The 24,811-nt window shown below is 61.7% G+C and carries 18 protein-coding genes; 13 read left to right on the forward strand and 5 right to left on the reverse strand.

Annotated elements, in window-relative coordinates; translation table 11 throughout:
* Window positions 1–67 precede the first annotated feature (67 nt).
* The 3 genes from AC1DCM_RS03575 (at window position 68) to rpsA (ending at window position 4,211) form a co-directional block, all read left to right on the forward strand.
* A complete protein-coding gene (locus AC1DCM_RS03575; RefSeq protein ID WP_477517316.1) occupies window positions 68–1,408 on the forward strand; it encodes a GNAT family N-acetyltransferase in 1,341 nt (446 codons plus the stop codon).
* A gap of 63 nt (window positions 1,409–1,471) precedes the next feature.
* Window positions 1,472–2,530, forward strand: coding sequence for a polysaccharide deacetylase family protein (locus AC1DCM_RS03580; RefSeq protein WP_477517317.1), 1,059 nt, complete (start codon window positions 1,472–1,474; stop codon window positions 2,528–2,530).
* Window positions 2,531–2,735: 205 nt separating this feature from the next.
* Window positions 2,736–4,211, forward strand: coding sequence for a 30S ribosomal protein S1 (gene rpsA / locus AC1DCM_RS03585; protein WP_216925808.1), 1,476 nt, complete (start codon window positions 2,736–2,738; stop codon window positions 4,209–4,211).
* A gap of 129 nt (window positions 4,212–4,340) precedes the next feature.
* On the opposite strand, the gene AC1DCM_RS03590 is transcribed toward rpsA, so the two are convergent.
* Window positions 4,341–5,027 carry an IMPACT family protein gene (locus AC1DCM_RS03590; RefSeq protein ID WP_442005410.1) on the reverse strand — a complete coding sequence of 229 codons (687 nt, stop codon included), beginning with the start codon at window positions 5,025–5,027 and terminating at the stop codon, window positions 4,341–4,343.
* Between the two features lie 22 nt (window positions 5,028–5,049).
* Here AC1DCM_RS03590 and coaE point away from each other — a divergent pair, with 22 nt between their 5' ends.
* From coaE to AC1DCM_RS03610, 4 genes are all read left to right on the forward strand, one after another.
* On the forward strand, window positions 5,050–6,291 hold the full coding sequence (gene coaE, locus AC1DCM_RS03595; RefSeq protein WP_477517318.1) for a dephospho-CoA kinase: 1,242 nt from the start codon (window positions 5,050–5,052) through the stop codon (window positions 6,289–6,291).
* Between the two features lie 30 nt (window positions 6,292–6,321).
* A complete protein-coding gene (gene uvrB / locus AC1DCM_RS03600; RefSeq protein WP_477517319.1) occupies window positions 6,322–8,418 on the forward strand; it encodes an excinuclease ABC subunit UvrB in 2,097 nt (698 codons plus the stop codon).
* 166 nt (window positions 8,419–8,584) lie between these two features.
* Complete coding sequence (locus AC1DCM_RS03605; RefSeq protein WP_442005407.1) at window positions 8,585–9,613, forward strand: TerC family protein; 1,029 nt, start codon at window positions 8,585–8,587, stop codon at window positions 9,611–9,613.
* Between the two features lie 29 nt (window positions 9,614–9,642).
* On the forward strand, window positions 9,643–10,959 hold the full coding sequence (locus tag AC1DCM_RS03610; protein ID WP_477517320.1) for an MFS transporter: 1,317 nt from the start codon (window positions 9,643–9,645) through the stop codon (window positions 10,957–10,959).
* A gap of 13 nt (window positions 10,960–10,972) precedes the next feature.
* Here AC1DCM_RS03610 and AC1DCM_RS03615 read toward each other — a convergent pair whose 3' ends face one another.
* The 4 genes from AC1DCM_RS03615 to AC1DCM_RS03630 are packed head-to-tail and all read right to left on the reverse strand — an operon-like array spanning window position 10,973 to window position 16,812.
* Window positions 10,973–12,322 (reverse strand): alpha/beta fold hydrolase, encoded by a 1,350-nt coding sequence (locus AC1DCM_RS03615; RefSeq protein WP_477517321.1) that lies wholly within the window; start codon window positions 12,320–12,322, stop codon window positions 10,973–10,975.
* Complete coding sequence (locus AC1DCM_RS03620) at window positions 12,315–12,827, reverse strand: N-acetyltransferase family protein (protein WP_477517322.1); 513 nt, start codon at window positions 12,825–12,827, stop codon at window positions 12,315–12,317. Before AC1DCM_RS03620 ends, AC1DCM_RS03615 begins: the two co-directional genes overlap by 8 nt.
* A 45-nt stretch (window positions 12,828–12,872) precedes the next feature.
* Entirely contained in the window at window positions 12,873–14,255 is a 1,383-nt protein-coding gene (locus AC1DCM_RS03625) for a CoA transferase (protein ID WP_477517323.1), read from the reverse strand.
* A 22-nt stretch (window positions 14,256–14,277) separates the two neighbouring features.
* Window positions 14,278–16,812 carry a DEAD/DEAH box helicase gene (locus tag AC1DCM_RS03630; protein ID WP_477517324.1) on the reverse strand — a complete coding sequence of 845 codons (2,535 nt, stop codon included), beginning with the start codon at window positions 16,810–16,812 and terminating at the stop codon, window positions 14,278–14,280.
* A gap of 70 nt (window positions 16,813–16,882) precedes the next feature.
* Here AC1DCM_RS03630 and AC1DCM_RS03635 point away from each other — a divergent pair, with 70 nt between their 5' ends.
* From AC1DCM_RS03635 to uvrC, 6 genes are all read left to right on the forward strand, one after another.
* Complete coding sequence (locus AC1DCM_RS03635; protein WP_477517325.1) at window positions 16,883–17,662, forward strand: trans-aconitate 2-methyltransferase; 780 nt, start codon at window positions 16,883–16,885, stop codon at window positions 17,660–17,662.
* Window positions 17,663–17,819: 157 nt separating this feature from the next.
* On the forward strand, window positions 17,820–18,200 hold the full coding sequence (locus AC1DCM_RS03640; RefSeq protein WP_477517415.1) for a GntR family transcriptional regulator: 381 nt from the start codon (window positions 17,820–17,822) through the stop codon (window positions 18,198–18,200).
* Window positions 18,201–18,265: 65 nt separating this feature from the next.
* Complete coding sequence (gene uvrA, locus AC1DCM_RS03645; RefSeq protein WP_442015483.1) at window positions 18,266–21,193, forward strand: excinuclease ABC subunit UvrA; 2,928 nt, start codon at window positions 18,266–18,268, stop codon at window positions 21,191–21,193.
* A gap of 111 nt (window positions 21,194–21,304) precedes the next feature.
* On the forward strand, window positions 21,305–22,021 hold the full coding sequence (locus AC1DCM_RS03650; protein ID WP_477517326.1) for an HAD hydrolase-like protein: 717 nt from the start codon (window positions 21,305–21,307) through the stop codon (window positions 22,019–22,021).
* Window positions 22,008–22,676 carry a lysophospholipid acyltransferase family protein gene (locus AC1DCM_RS03655; RefSeq protein ID WP_442015481.1) on the forward strand — a complete coding sequence of 223 codons (669 nt, stop codon included), beginning with the start codon at window positions 22,008–22,010 and terminating at the stop codon, window positions 22,674–22,676. Before AC1DCM_RS03650 ends, AC1DCM_RS03655 begins: the two co-directional genes overlap by 14 nt.
* A gap of 43 nt (window positions 22,677–22,719) precedes the next feature.
* The gene (gene uvrC, locus AC1DCM_RS03660) at window positions 22,720–24,741 is read left to right on the forward strand and encodes an excinuclease ABC subunit UvrC (RefSeq protein ID WP_477517416.1); all 2,022 of its coding nucleotides are present in this window, start codon (window positions 22,720–22,722) and stop codon (window positions 24,739–24,741) included.
* The last annotated feature ends 70 nt before the right edge of the window (window positions 24,742–24,811 follow it).

Consider the following 24,811-nt stretch of genomic DNA (forward strand, 5'->3'; position numbering starts at 1 on the left):
AGGATCGCCGGAGGGCGCGCCGCCTTGATGGTGGCGCGCCCTCCGGCGTCTGGCTAGGCTCGGGGGCGTGGCTGATCCCAATGAAAGTTATTCCGAAACGAACTCCGCCGAGAAAGATGCCGATCAATACAGGGTTCAACAATTCCCTGCTACTGCTGATCGTGAGGACCCTGCCTACTCCCGCTGTGCCGCATGGGTCCAGGCAGTCTCGCACGGCTTCCACCAGCACAGGCGTGACGACGAGTACATCGCCAGGACCCTGGCGGCCTACCGCACAGACCAGCGTGAATTGACCGGGGTGTACATCAACGGAGACGTTCCCGAGCACGCTCTGGGCGTCGAGGTCCCGGTGGCCACGTACGGCACCATGCGCAAATCCCTGAACATCGGGTTTGGCCGACAACTGGAATCAAACCTCGTGACGAACGTGACTGTCCGTGGAACGCACCGGCGAAAAGGACTGCTCCGGGGCATGATCACCGCTGACCTTGCCGGTGCAAAGGACGATGGTCTCGCCATGGCAGCGCTGACCGCCTCAGAGGGGTCCATCTACGGCCGCTTCGGTTTTGGCGTGGCTACCTTTGAACGCAGCATCAAGGTCGACACCGGCCCTCGTTTCCGCCTCAAGGGGTTGGCGACAGGAACGGTAGAGGTGGCTGACCCCAGCGTGCTCCTGGAGGTTGCGCCACAGATCTTCGGCCACGTCCAGCGTGCGACTCCTGGCTCAGTAGACCGCCAAGAGTATTATCGCTTGCTGGCTTCCGGAGCGATCGGCCATGACGGAAAGCCTGACACCGGTGTCAGAAGCGCCCTGCACTACAACGCCTCCGGATCACTGGACGGCTACGTTTCCTATCGCTTCAAGGGCTGGGATGCCAAGCCCTACACCATGGAAATCGTGGACCTCGTTGCTGGTACCAATGCGGCCTATCTCGATCTCTGGCGCTTCCTTGGGAGCATCGATCTCATTGACCAGGTGACGTGGGCCGAGGCTCCCGTGGACGATCCGCTGACCTGGGCCTTGCAAGATCCCAGATGCATCGACTCCTCGGATGTTCGGGACATGTTGTGGCTACGGATCCTGGACGTTCCGGCAGCGCTGGCCGCCCGACGGTATCCGGTTGCCGGAAAGCTCGTCATGGAAGTCTCGGATACACTTGGTCTGGCTGGTGGCACATGGGCGTTGGAGTCCGACGGCGGTGCTACCGCGGCCGTCACCGAGGCATCCGGCCAACAACCTGATCTCCGCATGGATGTCGCGGATCTCGCGTCCATCTATCTTGGTGCTGTGTCCCCAGTGACGCTCACAGCTGCCGGGCGGATGAGCGAAGGCAAGCCCGGTGCCGCGTTCGCAGCCCAGCAGCTTTTTGCTGTGGAACGGCCGGCGCACTGCCTCACGCACTTCTAAAAAGCACTTCCGGAAATAGGCACTTTTACAAGCGACTCACATACTCAATAGACAAGGACATCCATGGGGGATTCCAAGCGGCGGCCGTTGGCCGGCCGGCGTTCGGTGCTGCTTGGAATGGCGGGGCTGGCAACTGCAGCTCTGGCGGCTTGCGCGGACAACGGGCGAGCTGCGCTCCCGGACGCCGCCGGACCAGGGCAGATGGCCCCTGGTAGTCCCTCAAATGGGCCCGGGGTTGTCCCACCAAACGGACCCAGGGCCGGCCCTGCGACGCCACCGCCCTCCATCGCCGCGCTGTCCAGTGAGCAAGCTGCTGCTGCCCTCGCCGCCAAGCCCGGCAGCGGTGAGGGAGGCAGCGGCGACGCAGGCGACCAGAGTCCGGTGCCGCCGTCGAGCGCTCCCGCATTGCCAGCCGCCATCCCAGGCAAGCCGCAGATCCTGGCAGAATTTGGATCCCTGCGGCCGCAGGAGTGGGGCCTTCACGTGACGGGTGTGGTGAACAATTCTGCCTCGCGGCATGTGGCCCTCACGTTCGATGCCTGCGGCGGCCCAGGCGGAACCGGCTGTGACCACAAGCTGCTCAAGTCACTTCGCAGCCTCAACGTCCCCGCCACACTTTTCATTAACAGCCGTTGGATTAACGCGAACAAGTCACTTGCCGCGGAACTGGCCGCCGACCCCCTGTTCGAGCTCTCGAACCACGGCACACTTCACCTGCCCTTGTCAGTCAATGGCAAGTCCGCTTACGGCATAGCCGGAACGGCAAACCCTGCGGCAGTGTACGAGGAATTGATGGGCAACCAGGCCCTCATGCATGAGTTAACCGGGGTTTCCCCGCGCTTCTTCCGGCCAGGAACGGCGTTCTACGATGACGTCGCTGCCAGCATGACCCGCAGGCTGGGGATGCTGCCAGTCAACTTCACGATAAACGGCGACGGCGGGGCCACCTTTGCACCGGCTACCGTCGCCGGGGAAGTGGCCAAGGCAGCGGCGGGAGACATCGTCATCTCGCACTTCAACAGGCCGGGCGCGGGAACTGCAGAGGGTTACGCGAGGGCTTTGCCTCGGTTGCTGGACCGAGGGGTTACGTTCGCGCGACTCGGAGACGTCCTGCCTGTATGAACGCCTTTGCTGGTCCTGCCGGAGTCCTTTTGACCCTGCTTTGCAGATACGACTAGAATAAACGGGCGTGTACTACGTGCATGCGTCCATTTTGTATTAATCCACAAATCAGGATGACCCGGTATTTTGCCGTGTTCTGCCGTCCGGACCCGGGCGGCAGCGGTTTGCCTGACCGACTAACTATCCACAACGGAGCCCCTACTACATGACCATCACCTCCACCGAGAAGCCCGGTACCCCCGTAGTCGCCATTAACGACATCGGTACCGCTGAGGACTTCCTCGCAGCTGTCGACGCCACCATTAAGTACTTCAACGACGGTGACCTCGTCGAAGGTACCGTCGTCAAGGTCGACCGCGACGAAGTCCTGCTCGACATCGGTTACAAGACCGAAGGTGTCATCCCTTCCCGCGAGCTTTCCATCAAGCACGACGTTGACCCCGGCGAAGTTGTTGCCGTTGGCGATCAGGTCGAAGCTTTGGTTCTCACCAAGGAAGACAAAGAAGGCCGTCTGATCCTCTCCAAGAAGCGTGCTCAGTACGAGCGCGCCTGGGGCGACATCGAGAAGGTCAAGGAAGAAGACGGCGTCGTTACCGGTACCGTCATCGAGGTTGTCAAGGGTGGCCTCATCCTGGACATCGGCCTGCGCGGCTTCCTGCCCGCATCCCTCGTCGAGATGCGTCGTGTCCGCGACCTCGCTCCGTACATCGGTCAGCAGATCGAAGCCAAGATCATCGAGCTGGACAAGAACCGCAACAACGTTGTGCTGTCCCGCCGTGCATGGCTCGAGCAGACCCAGTCCGAGGTCCGCTCCACGTTCCTCAACAAGCTGGAAAAGGGCCAGGTTCGTCCCGGCGTTGTTTCCTCCATCGTCAACTTCGGTGCATTCGTGGACCTTGGCGGCGTAGACGGCCTCGTTCACGTTTCCGAGCTCTCCTGGAAGCACATCGACCACCCGTCCGAGGTTGTCGAGGTTGGCCAGGAAGTCACCGTCGAGGTCCTCGAAGTGGATCTGGACCGCGAGCGTGTCTCCCTGTCGCTCAAGGCTACGCAGGAAGACCCGTGGCAGACCTTCGCCCGCACCCACGCCCTGGGCCAGGTTGTCCCGGGTAAGGTCACCAAGCTGGTTCCGTTCGGTGCGTTCGTTCGCGTCGAAGACGGCATCGAAGGCCTCGTTCACATCTCCGAGCTGGCTGTCCGCCACGTTGAGCTCGCCGAGCAGGTTGTCTCCGTTGGAGACGAACTGTTCGTCAAGGTCATCGACATCGACCTCGAGCGTCGCCGCATCTCCCTCTCCCTCAAGCAGGCTAACGAGGGCGTTGACGCTGACAGCACCGAGTTCGATCCCGCTCTGTACGGTATGGCCGCTGAGTACGACGAAGAGGGCAACTACAAGTACCCCGAGGGCTTCGACCCCGAGTCGAACGAATGGCTCGAAGGCTACGAGACCCAGCGCGCCGCTTGGGAGCAGCAGTACGCTGACGCTCAGACGCGTTGGGAAGCCCACAAGAAGCAGGTTGCACAGCACGCTGCTGACGACGCTGCCGCTGCAACGTCCGGTGAGAGCGATTCCGGCACCACCAGCTACTCCTCGGAGCCGGCTGCTGCTGAGTCCAACGCCGGCACCCTGGCGTCCGACGAAGCTCTCGCAGCACTGCGCGAGAAGCTGACCGGCAACTAATTCCGCCACCCCTCACGGGATGCGCTGAATAGCCAAAGAAGGACCCCTGCCATGCGGCAGGGGTCCTTCTGCTTAAGCTAAGCCGGCCCTTCGAGTCCGGCTGCGGCCGCCCGGGGTTGCATAGTTGATTCAGGGTACATCGATCCACTCCGTTCCCTGCGGACTCAGTGTGCCCGTGCCTGCAGTGAGGGCCGCTACACGGGAGTGCGCCTCCGCCAAGGCGTCGCTGTTGTCCGCCAGCGCGACCCGGAGGACTGTGTGCTTGGCTTCATAGCTGGTGTTGGCCATGACAAAGCCGGATCCGCGGAGTTCGTTCTCCAAGCGTCCGGCGTCCGCGTGCGGCACGTCGATGTCGCAAAGCCGCAGCCGTCGACGCTGCACCAGGGGTGCCAGTTCCAAAGCTGCAGATACCGATTCGGAATAGGCACGGACCAGCCCGCCCGCGCCCAGTAGGATTCCGCCGAAATAGCGGACGACGACGACACTTACGTCGCTAAGGTCGGTCACCCCGGGTGCTGTCTCACGTTTGAGCAGTGCTTCCAGCATGGGAATACCGGCCGTGCCCGACGGTTCGCCGTCGTCACTGGAACGTTGAATCATCCTGTCCGGACCTACAACGAAAGCCGAACAGTGGTGCCGTGCGTCATGGAACTCGCGTCTCAGCGCAGCCACCAGGGAGCGTGCAGTTCCTTCGTCCGGCGAGCGGCGGAGAACAGTGATAAAGCGGGAACGCCGGATCTCCAGTTCGTGGCGGAAATCCGGACCTTCAGCCAGCGTTGTGTAACTGGTTGCACGGCTGTCATCCTCAATTTCCACCGCTTCAGTCTAGTGTGGAGGGGTGTTGAAGATCGGGCTGACGGGCGGTATCGCCTCGGGAAAATCGCTGGTGGCTGCCAGGCTGCAGGAGCTGGGGGCCGTGCTCATTGATGCTGACCTCATTGCCAGGCAAGTGGTGGAGCCCGGAACTCCGGGGCTCGCCCGCGTAGTAGAGGCTTTTGGACCGGGGATCCTGGGCCCTGAGGGGAGACTGGACCGGCCCGCCCTTGGCGCCATAGTTTTCCAGGATCCCTCACGGCGTGAAGTGCTCAACGGCATCATCCACCCGTTGGTCCGGGAGTCCGCAGCCGCAATCGTTGCCCAAGCCGCGGATGAAGACATTCTGGTCCAGGACATTCCCCTGTTGGTTGAGACAGGGCAGGGGAGTGCTTTCCATTTGGTGATTGTGGTGGATGCTCCCGATGACGTGCGGATACAACGGATGGTAGACCTTCGCGGGATGAGCCTGGAGGACGCGCGTTCCCGAATGGCGGCCCAAGCCAGCCAAGAGGCAAGAAACGCTGCAGCGGACATCGTCCTGGAAAATTCCGGCAGCCGGGAGGAACTGCTCGCCACAGTGGATGCTTTGTGGTTCGGTCGACTGCTGCCCTTCGCGGACAATTGCCGGCGGGGTGTTCGTGCCCGGCGAACAGAAGGGCCAGTCCTGTCTGCTTCCAGAACCGACTGGGGCCCGCAAGCGGCCCGACTGTCCTCGCGGATCCAGGCAGCGGCACCGGAGGACATCCTTGCCGTGGACCACATTGGATCTACATCGGTGCCCGGGTTGGCGGCCAAGGACGTCATTGACCTTCAACTGACTGTTGCCGATCTTGAGGTGGCGGATCGGATTGCGCCACATCTGGCCGCGGCCGGATACCCGCGTGTTCCGGGCGTCGTCGCAGACACCCCGAAGCCGTGGCAGCCGGATCCGGCCCAATGGCAGAAACGCTTCCATGCCAACGCGGATCCAGGACGCCCGACGAACCTGCATGTGCGCGTTGCCGGCTCGCCCGGCTGGAGATACGCGCTGCTGTTTCGTGACTGGTTGAGGGCCGAAGCTTCTGCCGTTGCCCTGTATGAGGGGCACAAGCGCGAACTTGCTGCACAACATGCCAGCGACCCCGGCACGGCTGCCTACGCCGATGCCAAAGAACCCTGGTTCACGGATGTGGCCTGGCCGCTGATGGATGAGTGGGCCAGCCGCACCGGCTGGCAACCGCCGTCGTATTCTTCTGTTGCAGCGGGACTTAATTCCGAACAATAAACTGTCGGGGTGCGGGGGTAGATTGGTGTCATGAGTCTTGCCCAGGAGATCAACCGTGTCGTCGCGCCCTTCGAAGTCGTCAGCGATTACAAACCCGCCGGCGACCAGCCGGCGGCAATTGCGGAACTGACAGAACGCATCAACAACGGCGAGAAGGATGTTGTCCTTCTCGGCGCTACCGGTACGGGCAAGAGCGCCACCACAGCCTGGCTTATTGAGCAGGTGCAGCGTCCCACGCTGGTCATGGTTCAAAACAAGACCCTGGCGGCCCAGCTGGCCAACGAGTTCAGGGAACTCCTGCCCAACAATGCGGTGGAGTACTTCGTCTCGTACTACGACTACTACCAGCCGGAAGCGTACGTACCGCAGACGGATACGTTCATCGAAAAGGACTCCTCGGTCAATGAGGAAGTCGAGCGGCTTCGGCACTCGGCCACCAACGCGCTGCTGACCCGGCGCGACGTCATCGTAGTAGCCACAGTCTCCTGCATCTACGGCCTGGGAACACCCGAAGAGTACATCGCGGGCATGGTGACGCTCACCAAGGGCGCCGAAATGAACCGTGACCACCTCCTTCGCAAGTTCGTTTCCATGCAGTACGCGCGCAATGACATGGACTTCCACCGGGGCACCTTCCGCGTCCGTGGGGACACCGTAGAGATCATTCCCATGTACGAGGAACTCGCACTCAGAATCGAATTTTTCGGCGACGAAATCGAGAACATCTACACGCTGCATCCGGTAACGGGCGAGGTCATCCGCGAGGAAACCGAAATGTACGTCTTCCCGGCCTCCCACTACGTTGCCGGCCCGGAGCGGATGGGCCGCGCAATCTCGGCCATCGAGGACGAACTCGCAGAGCGCCTGAAGGTGCTGGAGAGCCAGAACAAGCTGGTGGAAGCCCAGCGGCTGCGGATGCGGACCACCTACGATCTGGAAATGATGCAGCAGATGGGTTTCTGCAACGGCATCGAGAATTACTCGCGGCACATCGACGGCCGTGCAGGCGGTACGGCACCGCACTGCCTCCTGGACTACTTCCCAGACGACTTCCTTCTGGTCATCGACGAATCCCACGTCACTGTCCCGCAAATCGGCGCTATGTACGAAGGGGATATGTCGCGCAAGCGCACGCTGGTGGACCACGGCTTCCGGCTGCCCTCGGCCATGGACAACCGGCCCTTGAAGTGGGATGAGTTCCTTGAACGCATCGGGCAGACCGTGTACTTGTCGGCCACACCCGGCAAGTACGAGCTCGGGAAGGCGGACGGCACTGTCCAGCAGATCATCCGGCCCACTGGACTCATCGATCCCGAGGTGATCGTGAAGCCCACCAAGGGACAGATCGATGATCTCCTGGGCGAAATCCGCCAGCGCACTGAACGCGATGAACGCGTCCTGGTAACTACGTTGACCAAGCGCATGGCCGAAGACCTGACGGACTACCTCCTGGGCCACGGCGTCAAAGTCCAGTACCTCCACTCCGACGTCGACACTCTTCGCCGGGTTGAGCTGCTGCGCGAGCTCCGGATGGGTGTCTTTGACGTCCTGGTCGGCATCAACCTCCTGCGCGAAGGCCTGGACCTGCCAGAAGTCTCGCTGGTCAGCATCCTGGATGCCGACAAGGAAGGCTTTCTGCGTTCATCCACGTCCCTTATCCAGACGATTGGCCGTGCCGCTCGAAACGTGTCCGGCCAGGTCCACATGTATGCGGACAGGATCACGGACTCCATGGCGCACGCCATCGAAGAAACCAATCGTCGCCGCGCCATCCAGGTCAAGTACAACACCGATAATGGCGTTGATCCCCAGCCGCTTCGGAAGAAAATCGCTGATATCACGGACCAGCTGGCCCGCGAAGATGCTGATACCCAGGAGCTCCTGAACAACAACAGGCTGGCCAAGGGAGCCAAACGTACCTCGGGCAGCAAGGGTGCAGCCACCGTCCGGAAGGACGGACTGGCCGCGGCTCCCGCAGAAGATCTGGTTGGCCTGATCGAACAACTCACGGAACAGATGCACGGGGCCGCTGCCGAGCTGCAGTTCGAGGTCGCCGCCCGAATCCGCGACGAAGTGGGGGAGTTGAAGCGCGAATTGCGTCAAATGCAGTCCGCAGGGCACGCCTAAGGTAAGGTTGTGGTCACGTAGGGGAGTATCCCAAGCGCTATGTCCGTCAGCACGCAAGGCACAGATGCCTCGCCGGACTTAGTGGGCCGCTGAATGTGCATTCACCGCACTGGCAGGCCGGAGAGACTTACACCGCTTTCCCGTACCCTGCGAAAGGCCTGCATTAATGGAGCTTCCAATCTGGTTTGAGGTCGGCTCATTCGTCGCCCTCGGCATCATCCTGCTCATCGACCTCCTCCTGGTGGTCAAACGTCCCCACGAACCATCAATGAAGGAAGCCGGCCTCTGGGTCGCCTTCTACGTTGCCTTGGCCCTGGTCTTTGCCGGTGCCATGTTCTACTTCACTGGCCCCGAATATGGCAGCCAGTTCGTCGCCGGCTGGGTTACTGAATACAGCCTGAGCATCGACAACCTGTTCGTCTTTATCATCATCATGGCCCGCTTCTCCGTGCCCCGGAAATACCAGCAGGAAGTGCTGATGGTGGGCATCATCATCGCACTGGTCCTCCGCGGTATTTTCATTGCCCTGGGCGCGGTGGTCATCGAGCAGTTCAGCTGGATCTTCTACATCTTCGGCGCCTTCCTGCTGTGGACTGCCTGGAAGCAGGCCACGGATTCCGGTGAAGACGAAGAAGAAGGTGCCGAAAACCCCTTGGTTGCGCGCCTGCGCAAGGTCCTGCCGATGTCTGAAAAGTTCGACGGCGGCAAGCTGCGCACCACCGTAAACGGCAAGAAGGTCTTCACCCCGATGGTGATCGTCTTCGTGACCATCGGCATGACCGACCTCCTGTTCGCGGTGGACTCCATTCCCGCGATCTTCGGCCTGACCCAGAGTGCCTTCATCGTCTTCACAGCCAACATCTTCGCGCTCATGGGCCTGCGCCAGCTGTACTTCCTGCTGGGTGGACTGATGAGCCGCCTGATCTACTTGAAGCACGCCCTGTCAGTCATTCTTGCCTTCATTGGCGTCAAACTCGTCCTGCACGCAATGCACGTCAACGAGCTTCCGTTCATCAACAACGGCCACCACATCGAGTGGGCTCCCGAGATTCCTACCTTCGTTTCTTTGGCGGTCATTATCGGCACGATCGTCGTAGCAGTCGTCGCCAGCTTGCTCAGCCCGGCGGCGCGCCAGTCCAAGCTGGACGCACGGTTGGAAGAGGACTCGAAGAAGAGCTTGAGCGAAGCCGAGTAACCGGGCTGTGAAAGTTGTAGTCTCGTGAAGTGACTACCACTTCTACTACGGCGCTGGACCCCCAACGGGTCCAGCGCCGTACTGTTTTCCTGCTCAGTTCGGCCCAGCTCCTCAGCGGAGTCGGCAACGGCGCCACATTGTCCATCGGATCGCTCCTGGCCGTGGATCTGTCCGGGTCCGAGGCGTGGGCGGGATCGATCACTACTGTCCTCACCCTCGCGGCAGCCTTGACTGCCCTACCGCTGGCACGGCTGGCGGAAGCGCGCGGACGCCGGGTGGGCCTCGTTTCTGGCCTGCTGGCTGCCATGATCGGGGCAGTCCTGGTGATGGTCTCCGTGGTGGCCGAATCATTCCCGTTTCTCCTGCTCGCTGCCGGTTTTCTCGGACTTGGTACAGCCGCCAACCTTCAGGCGAGGTTCGCCGCCGTCGACCTCGCCCACGCTGAGCACCGCGGCAGGTCACTGTCCACTGTCGTCTGGGCGATCACTATCGGAGCCGTGGCCGGTCCAAACCTCATCCAACCTGGTGCCGCAGTGGGGTCCGCGTTGGGCCTGCCACCCATTGCCGGTCCTTTCGTCTTCTCAGCCGCAGGTCTGTTCCTGGCGGCGGTGTTGCTCTTCATCGGTTTGCGGCCGGACCCGTTGCTGCTGGCGCGGCGGTTGGCCTCGGAGTCCGCAGGCTCGGGGACCCTCCCTGTCAGGGGCACTATCCGCTCCGGCCTTCAAGCTGTTCGTTCCTCGCCCCGGGCCATCCTTGCGCTTGCAGCCGTGGTTGCTGCCCACGGCGTCATGGTGGCGATCATGTCCATGACGCCCTTGCACCTGCAGCAGCTAGTGGGCGGTTCACATGCCGGCCATCACGGCGGAACAACCGACAGCACAGACGCCTTGGTTGTCATTGGGCTGACAATTTCGCTGCATATCGCCGGCATGTTCGCCCTCTCGCCGCTCTGGGGCTGGCTAACGGACAAAGCCGGCCGCATCCAAACGATCGCCATAGGGCACGGACTTCTGCTGGTGGCAGTGCTGATCGCGGGAATCGGTCAGCAAGAGCCCGTATTGGTGACCATAGGCCTGATCATCCTTGGCCTTGGATGGTCCGCCGCGACCATTGCCGGGTCCACGCTCCTTGCTGAAAGTGTTGCCCAAGAGCAGAAGGTAACCGTGCAAGGCGTTTCCGATACGCTCATGGGCGCGGCGGGTGCAACGGGCGGCGCCACATCCGGACTTGTCCTCGCCTGGCTCGGCTACGAAGGGCTGAACATAGCCGCCGGAGTGCTGGCCGCTGTGATGCTGACACTGACAGCCGCCACCGCTGCCCGGGCGCGCCGTGCAATCCCTGCCTAGGACAGATGTGGCCTCAGCGGGAACCCCGCAGCAGCCCGAAAAGCCGCCCAAAGATGCCTTCGCCGTCTTCCCCGATGCCGTCATGGTGGAAGTCGTCCGTCACCCAGGTTTGAAGCCCACGGACTGCCGCGGCGGTTTCCATTGAGAGGTCATGGTCTACGTAGATGTCGTCCTTGTAGACGGCCGCTGCCACTGGAACCTTGTTGACCGCCAACTGCTGGTGGTCATATAGGGGACACCAATCCGACTTGGCAGCCAGCAAGGCGGCTACGTCGTGGAGCGGGATCAGCGCCGGATCCTGTTCGAAGTACCAGGGGTAGACCATTTCTCCCGTGAGCAGCGGGGCCTCCGCTCCCGGCTTGAACTCGGGGAATTCTTCCAGCACGCGCCAAGCTGCCCAATCCGTGGCTTCGCCCTGCCCGTAGATCGATTCATGGAGTACCGCGTACAAGGGGTTCCCTGCCCGGCTCACGAGACTCCGTACTTGCTCCAGGAACACTTCCGACAGTCGTTGACCCAAAGGCGTTTCGATGAAAGCGTCCTCCAGGAGGTAGTGCAGGGAGTCCACCCGGGTGTTGCCGCCGAGGAATGATCCCACCATCTGGAACCGCTCGGGCGACAGTCGTTCTCCGCTGGTCAGGAATTCCTCATGCTGTTCTAGGTGGCGGACGATCCTGGTGACAGTTTCGCGGTCTTCCGGATACCAGGCGAAGTACTCCGCGTTCCGCTCCGCCACCCGCCGGAATGTGGCACGGTACACGCGCTCGGCCGGGCCATGCAGGGGAGCAAGTCCTCCCGTGATGAGGACCTCCCGCAGCCCTTTCGGGGCGAAGGACAAATAGGTCAACGCGCAGAATCCACCAAAGCTCTGTCCCAGCACTGACCACGGCCCGGAATCCAAGGCATGCCGGATGAACTCGGCGTCGGCCACGATCGAATCAGCCCGGAAGTGCGTGAGATAGTCAGCCTGGGCTGCAGCGTCACCGCGGAGCGCCAATGACTGTCGCTCCACAGGTGTGGAGAGGCCCGTGCCACGCTGGTCCAGCATCAGGATCCGAAAGTCCTTGGCCGCCGCCTTCATCCACCCTGAAAGGGAAGTGACGCGGTTCCCGCGCCCGCCAGGTCCACCTTGGAGGAACAGCAACCATGGAAGTCTGGCGGCCTCCTCCTCTTGGTGATCGGTGGAGGAATACTCCCGTGCGAACACGGTGATCGTTTCGCCGCTCGCCTGGTCGTCCGTAACGGATTTAGCCGAACCATGGTCCAGGGGGACAGTGAAGTAGTGCTCGGCGGTTCGGAGGCCTCGGAATTCATGCCGGGCGCGGATACGGTGAGCGTCGGTCAAGGCTCGCGTCTCAGCCATGGGCAAGAGCCTTGTTGCTTGTGCTGGCACCTGCTCCGAACGCTTCCAGCGCCTCGCCGGTCAGCCTGAACGTGGACCATTCCTCCATGGGGAAGGCGCCAAGGTTCTTGTAGAACTTGATGGACGGTTCGTTCCAGTCCAGGACGCTCCACTCCACCCGGGCATAGCCGCGTTCGACGGCGGTCGCGGCCAGATGCTGAAGGAGAGCCTTGCCGTGGCCCTCTCCACGCGCGTCCGGAACGACGTAGAGGTCTTCCAGGTAAATGCCGTGAACACCTTCCCACGTTGAGTAATTCAGGAACCACAGGGCAAAGCCCTGCACTGTACCAGCGGCATTACTGGCCATGCTCGCGTACACCCGCGGGTTCTCTCCGAACAACGCCTCGGTCAGCAGCTCCGGGGTATTCCTGACGGCGTCGGGTTCCTTTTCGTAGATCGCAAGATCGTGGATCATGCGCAGGATTGTGGGAACGTCTTCAACGGTGGCAGGGCGGATTACACTCATGCTTCCGAGCTTACTAGGGGCCGGGCTTTACCAGGGGCCGGCCACCTACCGCCAACGCCGTGCGGAGGAACCGTACGTGACAGGCGGTTCTTGATAAGCAATGGGAACACCGTCCACCGCGATGGGCGGACCGACGTACCGGAGACGGCCGTAGGGGCTGTCTACCTCGTGGTAATCGGGCTCTGGCAGCTCGACGTCAGTCCCGATGCCCGTCGGAAGGAGAAGTAGCTCCTCCGCTGTCCGGGCCAGCGAAAGCCGGGCCGTTCCGCCACGTCCCGTAGCCAGTCGCTGGGTCAGCAAAGCGAACACTGCCGCAGCAAGGCCATAGCCCGTGGCATGATCCAGCGCCTGCACCGGTAGCGCGCCAGGCCGCCACCCGCCGTCGTGGTCATGACCATATCGGTCAGCTATGCCGCACGCTGCCTGGACCAGACTGTCAAAACCACGTCGCCCCTGCCAAGGACCTCCGTGGCCCCATGCACTCAAGGTGGCCACCACGAGGTCCGGGCGGCGCAGCAGCAGCGCGTCAGGTGTCAATCCAAAACGATCCAGCCCGCCGTCGCGGTACCCCATGATCACTACGTCTGCCATCTCCAGAAGTTCCATGACAGCAGCCAGATCGTCCGGATTCCGGAAGTCTGCTTCGGCGCTGCGCTTGTCAAAGCCTGAGTCAATGAAAGCGTCTGTCAACTCCGGAAGGTGCGGAGGGTCGATCCGGAGGACGTCGGCGCCCAGGGCTCCGAGGAGCCGGGTTGCCACGGGGCCGGCAATAACGCGGGTCAGGTCCAGGACTTTGAGACCTGCCAACGGACGGTCTGGAACCGCGGAAGGAACCCACGACGACGGGCGGCTTGGTTCCGTGGTTGCTCCAAGGTGGCCGAAACTGATCCACGGCCCCTGACTGGCCGCTTCAAACATAGGAGCGGCTGCCCACTCTTCCCTGGTGCGGACGGCGGCAGCTACGCCGTTGTTGCCAGTAATAAGGTCTTCGGCTTCCAAAGACGTCATGGCCAGTAATGCGCGGTCCACATCGGCAGGTTCGCTGGCCGAGACCGCCTCCATGAGCCGGGCGGCGTGGTGTGGATAGTTGGCGTGGAGGCGGACCCAGCCATCAGCGGTTTTCCGGAAACCGGACAACGGAGCGAACCCTTCAGGTTTCTGGCCACCTATCCGCAGGTGCCCCAGGGAATCGAACGCAGCCGCCGTAGGTCCGGCGTCAACCGAGTACCTGTGCGTCGTTCCTGTCAACGCGTTCAGCCCCGTCGCTGCAGCCCGCACCGCACCCAAAGCCAGGCCTTCCACGTCCAGTGCAGGAACGCCATCTGCAACTGCCCACCATCGTCGCGGTCCAGTCCAAGGAGCCGTGGGTTGTGCGCTCATTACGTCCAGCGCCCGCAAGCTGCTGCCGAGATCAGGGACGGATTCCATGGGACCTCCTTCGGCCGGTTGACTAGAGTCGGTTGACGTTCGTCACCCGAACCACAGCGGTGCCCGTCTCATCGGAAGCCGCGAGATCCACATCGGCCGAGATGCCCCAGTCGTGGTTTCCGGCGGGGTCATCGAAGATCTGGCGGACCCGCCACGTGCCGGGTTCTTCGGTGATGATAAGCAATCCGGGCCCACGGGCATCGGGGCCCGTGCCGATGTCATCGTGTTCATCGAAGTAGTCGTCCAGAACCTCTTCCCAGCGTTCGGCGTCCCAGCCGGCGTCGGCGTCCAGCTCACCCAGCGCGGCAGAGTCTTCGTCCGCGAAGAGCTCCACCCTGCGGAACATTTCGTTCCGGACCATGACCCGGAAAGCCCGGATGTTCGTGGTCAAAAGCGGTGGCGGTGGCGGGGGAGCGTCGTGCGGTGTAGGCGTAAGCCCTGACGTGAGCTCCTCCCACTCATCAAGGAGGCTGGAGTCCACTTGCCGGACAAGTTCACCCAGCCAGGCGATGAGGTCCTCGAGGTCCTCGCGCAACAAGTCCTGGGGCACGGTCTGCCTGAGAGCACGGAATCCATCCGCCAAGTAGCGCAGGACGATGCCTTCGGAGCGGGCCAGTCCGTAGAACTGCACGAACTCTCCGAAGTTCATGGCGCGTTCATACATGTCGCGGATGATGGATTTGGGCGCCAGCTCGAAGTCGCCCACCCATGGGGCAGCCTTTCGGTACACCTCAAAGGCCTCGCCGAGAATCTCCGCCAAGGGCATCGGGTACGTCACTTCGTCGAGCATGGCCATGCGCTGCTCATATTCGATGCCGTCAGCCTTCATGGCGGCAACTGCCTCGCCACGGGCCTTCTTCTGCTGGGCAGAGAGAATCTGGCGCGGTTTCTCCAACGCGGCCTCGATAACCGAAACAACGTCCAGTGCATACGACGGCGACTCTGGATCCAACAGTTCCAGCGCGGCAAGCGCAAACGGTGAAAGCGGTTGGTTAAGGGCGAAGTTGGCCTGCAAGTGGACCGTCAAGCGGACAGAACGGCCTTCGGATTGCTGTTCATCTTCCGGAATGCGTTCAACCACACCCGCGGCCAGCAGTTCGCGGTAGATTCCCAAGGCCTTCTTCATGAGTTTCAACTGCGCCGCGCGGTTCTCGTGGTTTTCGCTGAGCAAGCGCCGCGTTGCCTGGAAAGGATCTCCGGGGCGTTCCATGAGGTTCAACAGCATTGCGTGGGTGACAGTGAAACTTGAAGTCAAGGGCTCGGGTACGGACTCCACAAGGCGCTTKAACGTCGGCTCACCCCAGGAAACGAATCCTTCCGGAGGCTTTTTCTTGACCACTTGGCGCAGTTTCTTCTGGTCATCGCCAAATTTGGCGGTGGCTTTGGCCATGGCTTTGGTGTTCTCCACCACGTGGTCAGGAGCCTGAACCACTACGGTACCGGCGGTGTCGTACCCGGCGCGGCCGGCGCGGCCGGCAATCTGGTGGAACTCACGCGAGTTAAGCGATCTGGTGCGTACGCCGTCGTACTTGCTCAACGCCGTCAACAGAACCGTACGGATGGGAACGTTGATGCCCACGCCCAGGGTGTCGGTACCGCAGATGACCTTAAGGAGCCCGGCTTGTGCGAGTTGCTCCACCAAACGCCGGTACTTGGGCAACATCCCGGCGTGATGGACACCGATGCCATGGCGGACCAACCGGTTGAGCGTCTTTCCGAAGCCTGCGGCAAACCGGAAGCCGGCGACAAGCTCTGCGATCCGGTCCTTTTCATCCCGGCTGCACATGTTGATGCTCATCAGGTTCTGGGCGCGTTCGATCGCTTCTGCCTGGCTGAAGTGCACAACGTAGACCGGGACCTGCTTGGTGGAGAGCAGTTCTTCCAGGGTCTCGTGGACCGGAGTGAGGTGATAGTAGTAATGCAGTGGAATCGGACGCTCCGCAGAGCTAACGGTTGTGGTGGACCGGCCGGTGAGTTCAGTGAGGCCGGCTTCGAAACGGCTGACGTCGCCCAGCGTGGCGGACATGAGCAGGAACTGGGCCTGGGGGAGTTCAAGCAGGGGAACCTGCCAGGCCCATCCGCGCTGGGGATCGGAGTAAAAGTGGAATTCATCCATGATCACAGCGCCAAGTTCCGCGGAGGCTCCCTCGCGGAGGGCAATATTGGCCAGGATCTCGGCGGTGCAGCAAATAATCGGCGCATCCTGGTTCACGCCGGAGTCGCCTGTAATCATGCCAACGTTTTCGGCACCGAAGATATCGCAGAGCGCGAAGAACTTCTCCGAGACCAAAGCCTTGATGGGAGCGGTGTAGTAGCTTCGTTGGCCGCGGGCCATGGCCTCGAAGTGGGCTGCAATGGCAACAAGCGATTTTCCCGAGCCCGTGGGCGTCGCCAGGATGACATTGGCGCCAGAGGCGAGCTCCATGATGGCCTCGTCCTGGGCGGCATACAACTGCAAGCCGCGGCCCTCTGTCCACTCAACGAACCGTGTGTAGATCTCATCCGGACCCAAGGGGTTGGAGGCAGTGGAACCAGGGAGCTGCTCAAGAAGTTTCATTGGTTTCCAGCTTAGTGCCCGGACGGTTTAGGCTCGCCCCAGCGCTGCTGCCAAATGCAAGGAGGCTTATATGAGGTGGGATCCATCCAAGTATGTGGAGTTCGGCAATCACAGGGACAGGCCGTTCCATGACCTCGTGGCCAGGATTCAGGCTGAGTCGCCGCGGAACGTGGTGGATCTTGGATGCGGGCCCGGTAACCTCACAGCCACACTGGCTGTGCGCTGGCCTGATGCCCGCATCGTCGGCCTCGATTCCTCTGGCGAGATGCTTGCGAAGGCAGCTGGACAAGCCCGGAAATTCGCCAACATGGAATTCGAGCAGGCGGATATTGCTGATTGGCAGCCTGACCAGGAGACCGACGTCGTAGTAACCAATGCCGCGCTCCAGTGGGTTCCCGGGCACCAAGCCATGCTGGGTCAGTGGCTACGTGAACTTAAGCCGGGTGCCTGGTTCGCCCTGCAGGTGCCGGGAAATTTCACATCCCCTTCGCACACGCTCATGAGGGAGCTCGCCGAGTCATCCAAGTGGTCCTCCCGCCTTGGCGACGTTCTTCGGCATGATGGCGTTGTGGGTAGTCCCGCCGACTATCTTGGGATCATGCTCGACGCCGGATGCGCAGCTGACGCTTGGGAAACCACCTACCAGCAGGTACTACCGGGCAAGGATCCGGTCCTTGAATGGGTGCGGGGCACGGGACTCCGGCCAGTGCTCGCAGCCTTGTCTCCCGAGGATGCCGCCGACTTCGAACACGAATACTCCGCTTTGCTGCGCAAGGCTTATCCGGCCACAAGCCACGGAACAGTGTTCCCGTTCCGCCGCATCTTTGCGGTGGCCCGGAGGGACACGTGAGGCCGCACGACCCGTTGCCGGGCGTAGCAATTAAGTTTCCAGCCGTCAGTGGCTTGTTCCCGTTCCGCGTCGCTGGTCTAATTCTCGGCATGGACCATGGACGCTTCATTCAGCAGCAAACGCCCGCATGGGCCCCGGCACCTGGCCGGTGTTCGCGATGACTTCCCTGGACGGATTTCCCGGGAACTGGCGCCCCAACACCAGCAGCGGAGTTGCCCTTTTTGAGCAGTTGAGACTGCGCATCATCGAACTCGCAGACTCCGGGGTCCTCGCAGTGGGAGCCAAGCTCCCGCCGGTGCGCAATCTTGCGGGCGTGCTGGATGTGGCCCCACATACAGTGGCCCGGGCCTATAAGGAGTTGGAGGCTGCGGGTGTCGTCGCTACGCGGGGACGCAACGGCACCATCGTGTGTGCCCGGGATGACCGCTGGGGCGCGCTTGCGGAGGTTGCCGCCCAATATGCTGCTGCGGCTAAGGCCCAAGGCGCCTCATTCGCCGAAGCGGTACAGCTTCTTGCGGCCGCGTATGACGCTGATTGATACCGATGAGTAGCATGTGAGGCACGACATGGAAATTCGAAGAAGTTTTCGATTAGCATTGGTAGGTGCCCAAAGCCTTAGCTGAAGATGCAGCCATCGATGCCCTGAAGAGCGTAGCCGTCGTTCCCGATACCAAGCCCACCAGGCCGGACCTGTCCCGGCTGGTAGTCAAGGGCGCACGTGAACACAACCTGCGCAATGTAGATCTGGACCTCCCAAGGGACGCGATGATCGTGTTCACGGGCCTTTCGGGTTCGGGCAAGTCCTCCTTGGCCTTCGATACGATCTTCGCCGAAGGACAGCGGCGGTACGTGGAATCGTTGTCCGCCTATGCCCGCCAGTTCCTGGGCCAAGTGGACAAGCCGGACGTGGACTTCATTGAGGGCCTGTCCCCGGCAGTGTCGATCGATCAGAAGTCCACCAGCAAGAACCCCCGTTCCACGGTGGGCACCATCACCGAAATTTACGATTACATGCGTCTTCTCTGGGCGCGTGTAGGCCGTCCCCACTGCCCTGTCTGTGGCGAGCCCATCGCCCGGCAGACCCCGCAGCAGATAGTTGATCAGCTCCTGGAACTGGAAAAGGGCACACGCTTCCAAGTTCTGGCCCCCGTGGTTCGCGGGCGCAAGGGCGAGTTCGTGGACCTCTTCAAGGAGCTGACGGCCAAGGGTTATTCGCGCGCCCGGGTGGACGGCGAGCTGGTACAGCTCAGCGAGCCGCCCAAGCTTGGCAAGCAGTTCAAGCACACCATCGAAGTGGTAGTGGACCGCTTGGTGGTCAAGGAAGACATCAGCCAGCGGCTTACCGATTCCATTGAAACTGCGCTGGGCTTGGCAGAAGGCCGGGTGCTGATTGAGTTCGTGGACCTTGAGGCCGGAGACCCCGCACGTATCCGTGCCTTCTCCGAGAACCTCGCATGCCCCAACGAGCACCCCCTGGCCATCGATGAAATCGAGCCTCGCTCTTTCTCGTTCAACAACCCCTTCGGCGCCTGCTCAGCCTGCAGTGGCATCGGAACCAGGCTTGAAGTGGATGAGGAACTGATCGTTCCCAACCCCGAGCTTTCCCTGGCACAGGGCGCCATCGCGCCTTGGTCCCTGGGCACCGCCACCACCGAGTACTGGAACCGCCTCCTGGAGGGCCTGGCCCATGAACTCGGCTTCTCCATGGACACCTCGTGGGAAAAGCTCCCCAAGGATGTCCGGAACACCGTGCTGCACGGCAAGGATCACAAGGTTGTGGTCCAGTATCGGAACCGGTTTGGCCGGGAACGCAAGTACAGCACCGGCTTTGAGGGTGCCATTCAATATGTGCACCGCAAGCACGGCGAAACTGACTCCGATTGGGCGCGGGACAGGTACGAAGAGTACATGCGTCAGATTCCCTGCCCCGAGTGCAACGGTGCGCGACTCAACCCTGCTTCGTTGTCGGTGTTGATTAATGGCAAGTCAATCGCTGAAGTAGCGGCGCTTCCCATGCGTGACTGCGCGTCGTTCCTGGGCAGCTTGACCTTGACAGACCGCGAGGCGCAGATTGCCCACCAGGTCCTGAAGGAAATTCAGGCCCGCCTGACGTTCCTTCTGGACGTAGGGCTTGAATACCTGAACCTGGAACGTCCTTCCGGGACCTTGTCCGGCGGTGAAGCCCAGCGCATCCGCCTTGCTACCCAAATTGGGTCCGGCCTCGTGGGAGTCCTCTACGTCCTGGACGAGCCCTCCATCGGCCTTCACCAGCGCGATAACCGCCGCTTGATCGAGACACTGACCCGCCTTCGGGATCTCGGCAACACCCTGATCGTGGTGGAGCATGACGAGGACACCATCCATGAAGCGGACTGGGTGGTTGATATTGGACCTGGCGCCGGCGAGCACGGCGGACAGGTTGTACATTCCGGTACTTATAAGGAGCTCCTGGAAAACAAGGAGTCCTTGACTGGCGACTATCTGTCCGGCCGCCGAAAGATCGACATCCCGGCCAAGCGCCGCAAGTACGACAAAAAGCGTGAGCTCAAGGTCATCGGCGCCAGGGAAAACAACTTGGACAATGTGGATGCCACGTTCCCCCTGGGCCTCTTTACGGCAGTGACGGGTGTCAGCGGTTCCGGTAAATCCACGCTGGTGAACGAGATCCTTTACAAGGTCCTCGCCAACAAGCTCAACGGCGCCAAGCAGGTTGCCGGGCGGCACAGGAGTGTTAATGGATTGGAACACCTGGATAAGGTGGTCCACGTTGACCAGAGCCCGATCGGACGCACACCGCGCTCCAACCCGGCAACGTACACAGGCGTCTTCGACAACATCCGGAAACTGTTTGCTGAAACCACCGAAGCAAAGGTCCGCGGTTACCAGCCCGGCCGCTTCTCGTTCAACGTCAAGGGCGGCCGCTGCGAAGCATGCTCCGGCGATGGCACATTGAAGATCGAAATGAACTTCCTGCCTGACGTCTACGTTCCCTGTGAGGTGTGCCACGGCGCCCGTTACAACCGTGAAACCCTTGAAGTGCATTACAAGGGAAAGACTATTGCCGATGTCCTTAACATGCCTATCGAGGAAGGCGCTGAATTCTTTGCTGCCTTCACTCCCATCGCACGGCATCTGAACACCTTGGTGGACGTAGGACTGGGCTATGTCAGGCTGGGCCAGCCAGCCACAACCCTGTCAGGTGGTGAAGCGCAACGCGTGAAGTTGGCCGCAGAACTCCAGAAGAGGTCCAACGGCCGCAGTATTTATGTTCTGGACGAACCCACAACCGGCCTGCACTTTGAGGACATCCGGAAGCTGCTCATGGTCCTCCAGGGACTGGTGGATAAAGGCAACACCGTGATCACCATTGAGCACAACCTGGACGTCATCAAGTCCGCGGACTGGATTGTGGACCTCGGGCCGAACGGCGGTTCAGGTGGAGGAAAGATCGTCGCAACGGGTACCCCTGAGCAGGTAGCCAAGTCCACTGACAGCCACACCGCAACGTTCCTTGCGGAAATTCTGCGCTAACTGTCCGGACTGCCTCACCGGACACCTAAAGAATATCCTCAGCACGGCAGAAGTATTCCGGTAGCGGCATGCGAGTTTCAGGCATGCCGCTACTCGTGAGAAACTAACCCGGTGACTCAAACAACGGTGCCCGTAATTTTCGATCTGGACGGCACCCTTGTCGATCCAGCCGGCGGTATCACAGGAGGAATATCCGCGGCCCTGCGCGAAATGGGCCTCCCCGTTCCGGAACAGGCCGTGCTGAACGCCATGGTTGGCCCCAAGCTCAGCGATGCACTCCTGCATTTAGCGAATGTCCCGGCGGAATTGGTCGATGAAACCATTTCCCGTTACCGGCAGCATTACAGGGAAACCGGTATTGGCCAGAGCAAGTTGTATCCGGGAATCTTCGACCTCCTTGAATTCTTTGCCGAAACGGGGCGGGCCGTCGCGGTTGCAACCCAGAAGCCCCAAGGTATTGCCCGGATTGTCCTTGAGCATCACGGTATTGCGGATTTCTTTGTGTCCATTAGGGGAGCTGCAGACGACGAATCGCTGGCGGCCAATTCCGCGTCCGGCAAGATCGAGATTGTTGGCGCAGCCTTGGCGGATCTCCACTCCCAGCCTGCTGTGATGGTGGGAGACCGGCACCAGGATGTTGCCGGAGCAATGGCCAACGGCCTGGATTGCATTGGTGTACGTTGGGGCTTCGCTTCGGGCGGCGAGCTGGAAGAAGCCGGTGCGGTCGCCGTGGTCGGCACCGCCCTTGAGTTGCGAACCAAAATTGAAGAACTTGACGCTGTCCGTGCGGCGGCCCTGAGCGAGGTACAAAACGATGGCAGTCTTTGATGCGATCCGCTGGACTACGCGTGGACTGATCTCCACCACGTGCCGGCCCACGGTCATTGGACTGGAGAACGTGCCCAAAGAAGGCCCGTTCATCGTTGCGCCGAACCATCTCTCCTTCCTGGACAGCGTGATCGTCCAGGCGCTCATGCCTCGTCCAGTGGCGTTCTTCGCCAAGGCGGAGTATTTCACCACCAAAGGCGTTAAGGGCGCTGTGATGAAGTCCTTCTTCGAAGCTGTCGGTTCCATCCCGGTTGAACGCGGTGAACAGGCAGCGAGCGTGCAGGCGCTGAAGACCCTGCTGGACATCCTGGAGTCCGGGAAGGGCATTGGAATCTACCCCGAGGGCACCCGGTCCCGTGACGGTATCCTGTATCGCGGCCGGACCGGCGTCGGTTGGTTGGCACTCACCACGGGCGCACCTGTGATTCCCGTGGGGCTTATAGGCACGGAGAAACTGCAGCCGGCGGACAAGAACGCCGTTCGCCCCCAGCACTTCACCATGAAGGTTGGCGAGCCGCTGTACTTCGACAAAACGGGCCCGGACCATTCCCTGCCTGCACGCCGCCAGGTGACGGACAAGATTATGGATGCCATCGCTGCCCTCAGCGGTCAGGAACGGTCCACAAGCTATAACCAAAGCAAATCGGTGGACTGAGCGCCTGGCGCTGGCTGTCGGTCCAGTTCACTAGACTGGAATGGTGGCAAATCCAGCAAGTTACCGCCCGCAGACGGGTGAAATTCCCACCACCCCGGGCGTCTACCGTTTCCGCGACCCCCACGGCCGGGTCATCTACGTGGGCAAGGCCAAGAACCTCCGTTCCAGGCTGAATTCCTACTTTGCCAACCCCTCCGGGCTTCTACCCAAGACCCATGCCATGGTCCATGCCGCGAGCAGCGTGGAGTGGACCGTTGTGGGCAGCGAATTGGAGTCGCTACAGCTGGAGTACACCTGGATCAAGGAATTCAAGCCTCGTTTCAACGTGGTCTTCCGGGACGACAAGACTTACCCCTACCTGGCCGTCACCATGGGGGAGAAGTACCCCAGGGTGCAGGTCATGCGTGGCGAACGCAAAAAGGGCACCAGGTATTTCGGCCCCTACACGGCTGGCGCCATCCGGGAGACCATGGACACCCTCCTTCGCGTGTTCCCGGTCCGCAGTTGCAGCGCAGGTGTCCTCAAGCGGGCCCAAGCCAGTGGGCGCCCCTGCCTTCTGGGCTACATCGACAAATGCGCGGCACCCTGCGTCGGCCGCGTGACGCCGGAGCAACACCGTCAACTTGCGGAGGACTTCTGCGCCTTCATGGGTGGGGAAGCCAAGCGCTTCATCAACCGGCTTGAAAAAGATATGGCGGCCGCTGTCGCCGAACTGGACTACGAGCGCGCCGCACGGCTCAGGGACGACATCATCGCTCTGCGCAAGGTTTTCGAACGCAACGCCGTAGTCCTCGCGGAGGATACGGACGCCGACGTCTTCGCGCTGCATGAAGACGAGCTTGAGGCCTCCGTGCAGGTGTTCCACGTCCGCGGCGGCCGGGTCCGCGGACAGCGCGGCTGGGTGGTGGAGAAAGTCGAAGACGCCACGACGCCGGAACTCATCGAGCACTTGCTGCAGCAGGTCTACGGGGAGGACAGCGAGGTCCAGGGCCGCATCCCGCGGGAAGTGCTGATTCCGGAAAATCCGAGCAACCATGCCGAGCTGAGTGAATGGCTGGGCGGGCTCCGCGGGGCAAAGGTGGATATCCGCGTGCCCCAGCGAGGTGACAAGGCTGCGCTCATGTCCACGGTCCGGGAGAATGCCGAGCAGGCGCTGAAGCTGCACAAGACCCGCCGCGCCGGGGATATCACCGTCCGCTCGCTGGCCCTTCAGGAGCTTCAGGAGGCCCTGGAGCTTCCAGTTCCGCTGCTTCGGATCGAATGCTTCGATATCTCGCACGTTCAGGGAACCAACGTGGTGGCGTCCATGGTGGTGGTCGAAGACGGCTTGCCCAAGAAGTCCGATTACCGCAAGTTCTCCATCACGGGTGCTGCCGCAGCGGACGATACGGCCGCCATGCATGACGTCCTCACGCGCCGCTTCCGCCACTACCTCACGGACAAGGCCGCCCAGGTGCCCGTCTCCGGCGAAATCATCAACCCGACCCGTGCGGGCACCGCCGCAGCTGCCAACGGAACCCAGGCGCAGCCGTCGGACCCCACCATGCCGGCCCCAAAGGCCAAGTTCGCGTACCCGCCCAACCTGGTGGTGGTGGACGGCGGGCAGCCGCAGGTCAATGCTGCAGCGCGTGCTTTGGCTGAGTTGGGCATCGACGACGTCTACGTGGTTGGCCTGGCAAAGCGCCTTGAAGAGGTCTGGCTCCCCAACAGCGATTTTCCGGTGATCCTTCCCCGGACGTCGCAGGGCTTGTACCTGCTCCAGCGCATCCGCGATGAAGCCCACCGCTTCGCCATCACTTTCCACCGGCAAAAGCGCGGCAAGGCCATGACGGTCTCTGCCCTGGACGGCGTTCCGGGCTTGGGAGAGGCCAAACGCAAGGCCTTGGTGGCGCATTTTGGCTCCCTCAAGAAGATCCGGGCGGCCAGTGTGGAGGAACTTACCTCTGCCAAGGGCATCGGTCCAGCGTTGGCAGCTGCGGTCGTGCAGCATCTGGGTTCCAGCGAAGACGCAGGTGAAGCCGCTCCTGCCGTGAACATGACGACCGGCGAAATCCTCGAATCTTAGCTAGGGTAAGAACTTGACCGGTGGCCGCGACTGCGATGCCACCGGTCAGGCTGTAACAACCACTTCCAAG

It is taken from the genome of Paenarthrobacter sp. 10N417 (assembly GCF_056394745.1).

What these genes read in the sequence shown, in the direction of transcription:
- AC1DCM_RS03640 (WP_477517415.1), top strand. Translation starts at nt 17,820, where the DNA reads ATGACTTCCCTGGACGGATTTCCCGGGAACTGGCGCCCCAACACCAGC.
- AC1DCM_RS03655 (WP_442015481.1), top strand. Translation starts at nt 22,008, where the DNA reads ATGGCAGTCTTTGATGCGATCCGCTGGACTACGCGTGGACTGATCTCC.
- rpsA (WP_216925808.1), top strand. Translation starts at nt 2,736, where the DNA reads ATGACCATCACCTCCACCGAGAAGCCCGGTACCCCCGTAGTCGCCATT.
- AC1DCM_RS03580 (WP_477517317.1), top strand. Translation starts at nt 1,472, where the DNA reads ATGGGGGATTCCAAGCGGCGGCCGTTGGCCGGCCGGCGTTCGGTGCTG.
- AC1DCM_RS03625 (WP_477517323.1), bottom strand. Translation starts at nt 14,255, where the DNA reads ATGGAATCCGTCCCTGATCTCGGCAGCAGCTTGCGGGCGCTGGACGTA.
- uvrB (WP_477517319.1), top strand. Translation starts at nt 6,322, where the DNA reads ATGAGTCTTGCCCAGGAGATCAACCGTGTCGTCGCGCCCTTCGAAGTC.
- AC1DCM_RS03605 (WP_442005407.1), top strand. Translation starts at nt 8,585, where the DNA reads ATGGAGCTTCCAATCTGGTTTGAGGTCGGCTCATTCGTCGCCCTCGGC.
- AC1DCM_RS03635 (WP_477517325.1), top strand. Translation starts at nt 16,883, where the DNA reads ATGAGGTGGGATCCATCCAAGTATGTGGAGTTCGGCAATCACAGGGAC.
- AC1DCM_RS03620 (WP_477517322.1), bottom strand. Translation starts at nt 12,827, where the DNA reads ATGAGTGTAATCCGCCCTGCCACCGTTGAAGACGTTCCCACAATCCTG.
- AC1DCM_RS03615 (WP_477517321.1), bottom strand. Translation starts at nt 12,322, where the DNA reads ATGGCTGAGACGCGAGCCTTGACCGACGCTCACCGTATCCGCGCCCGG.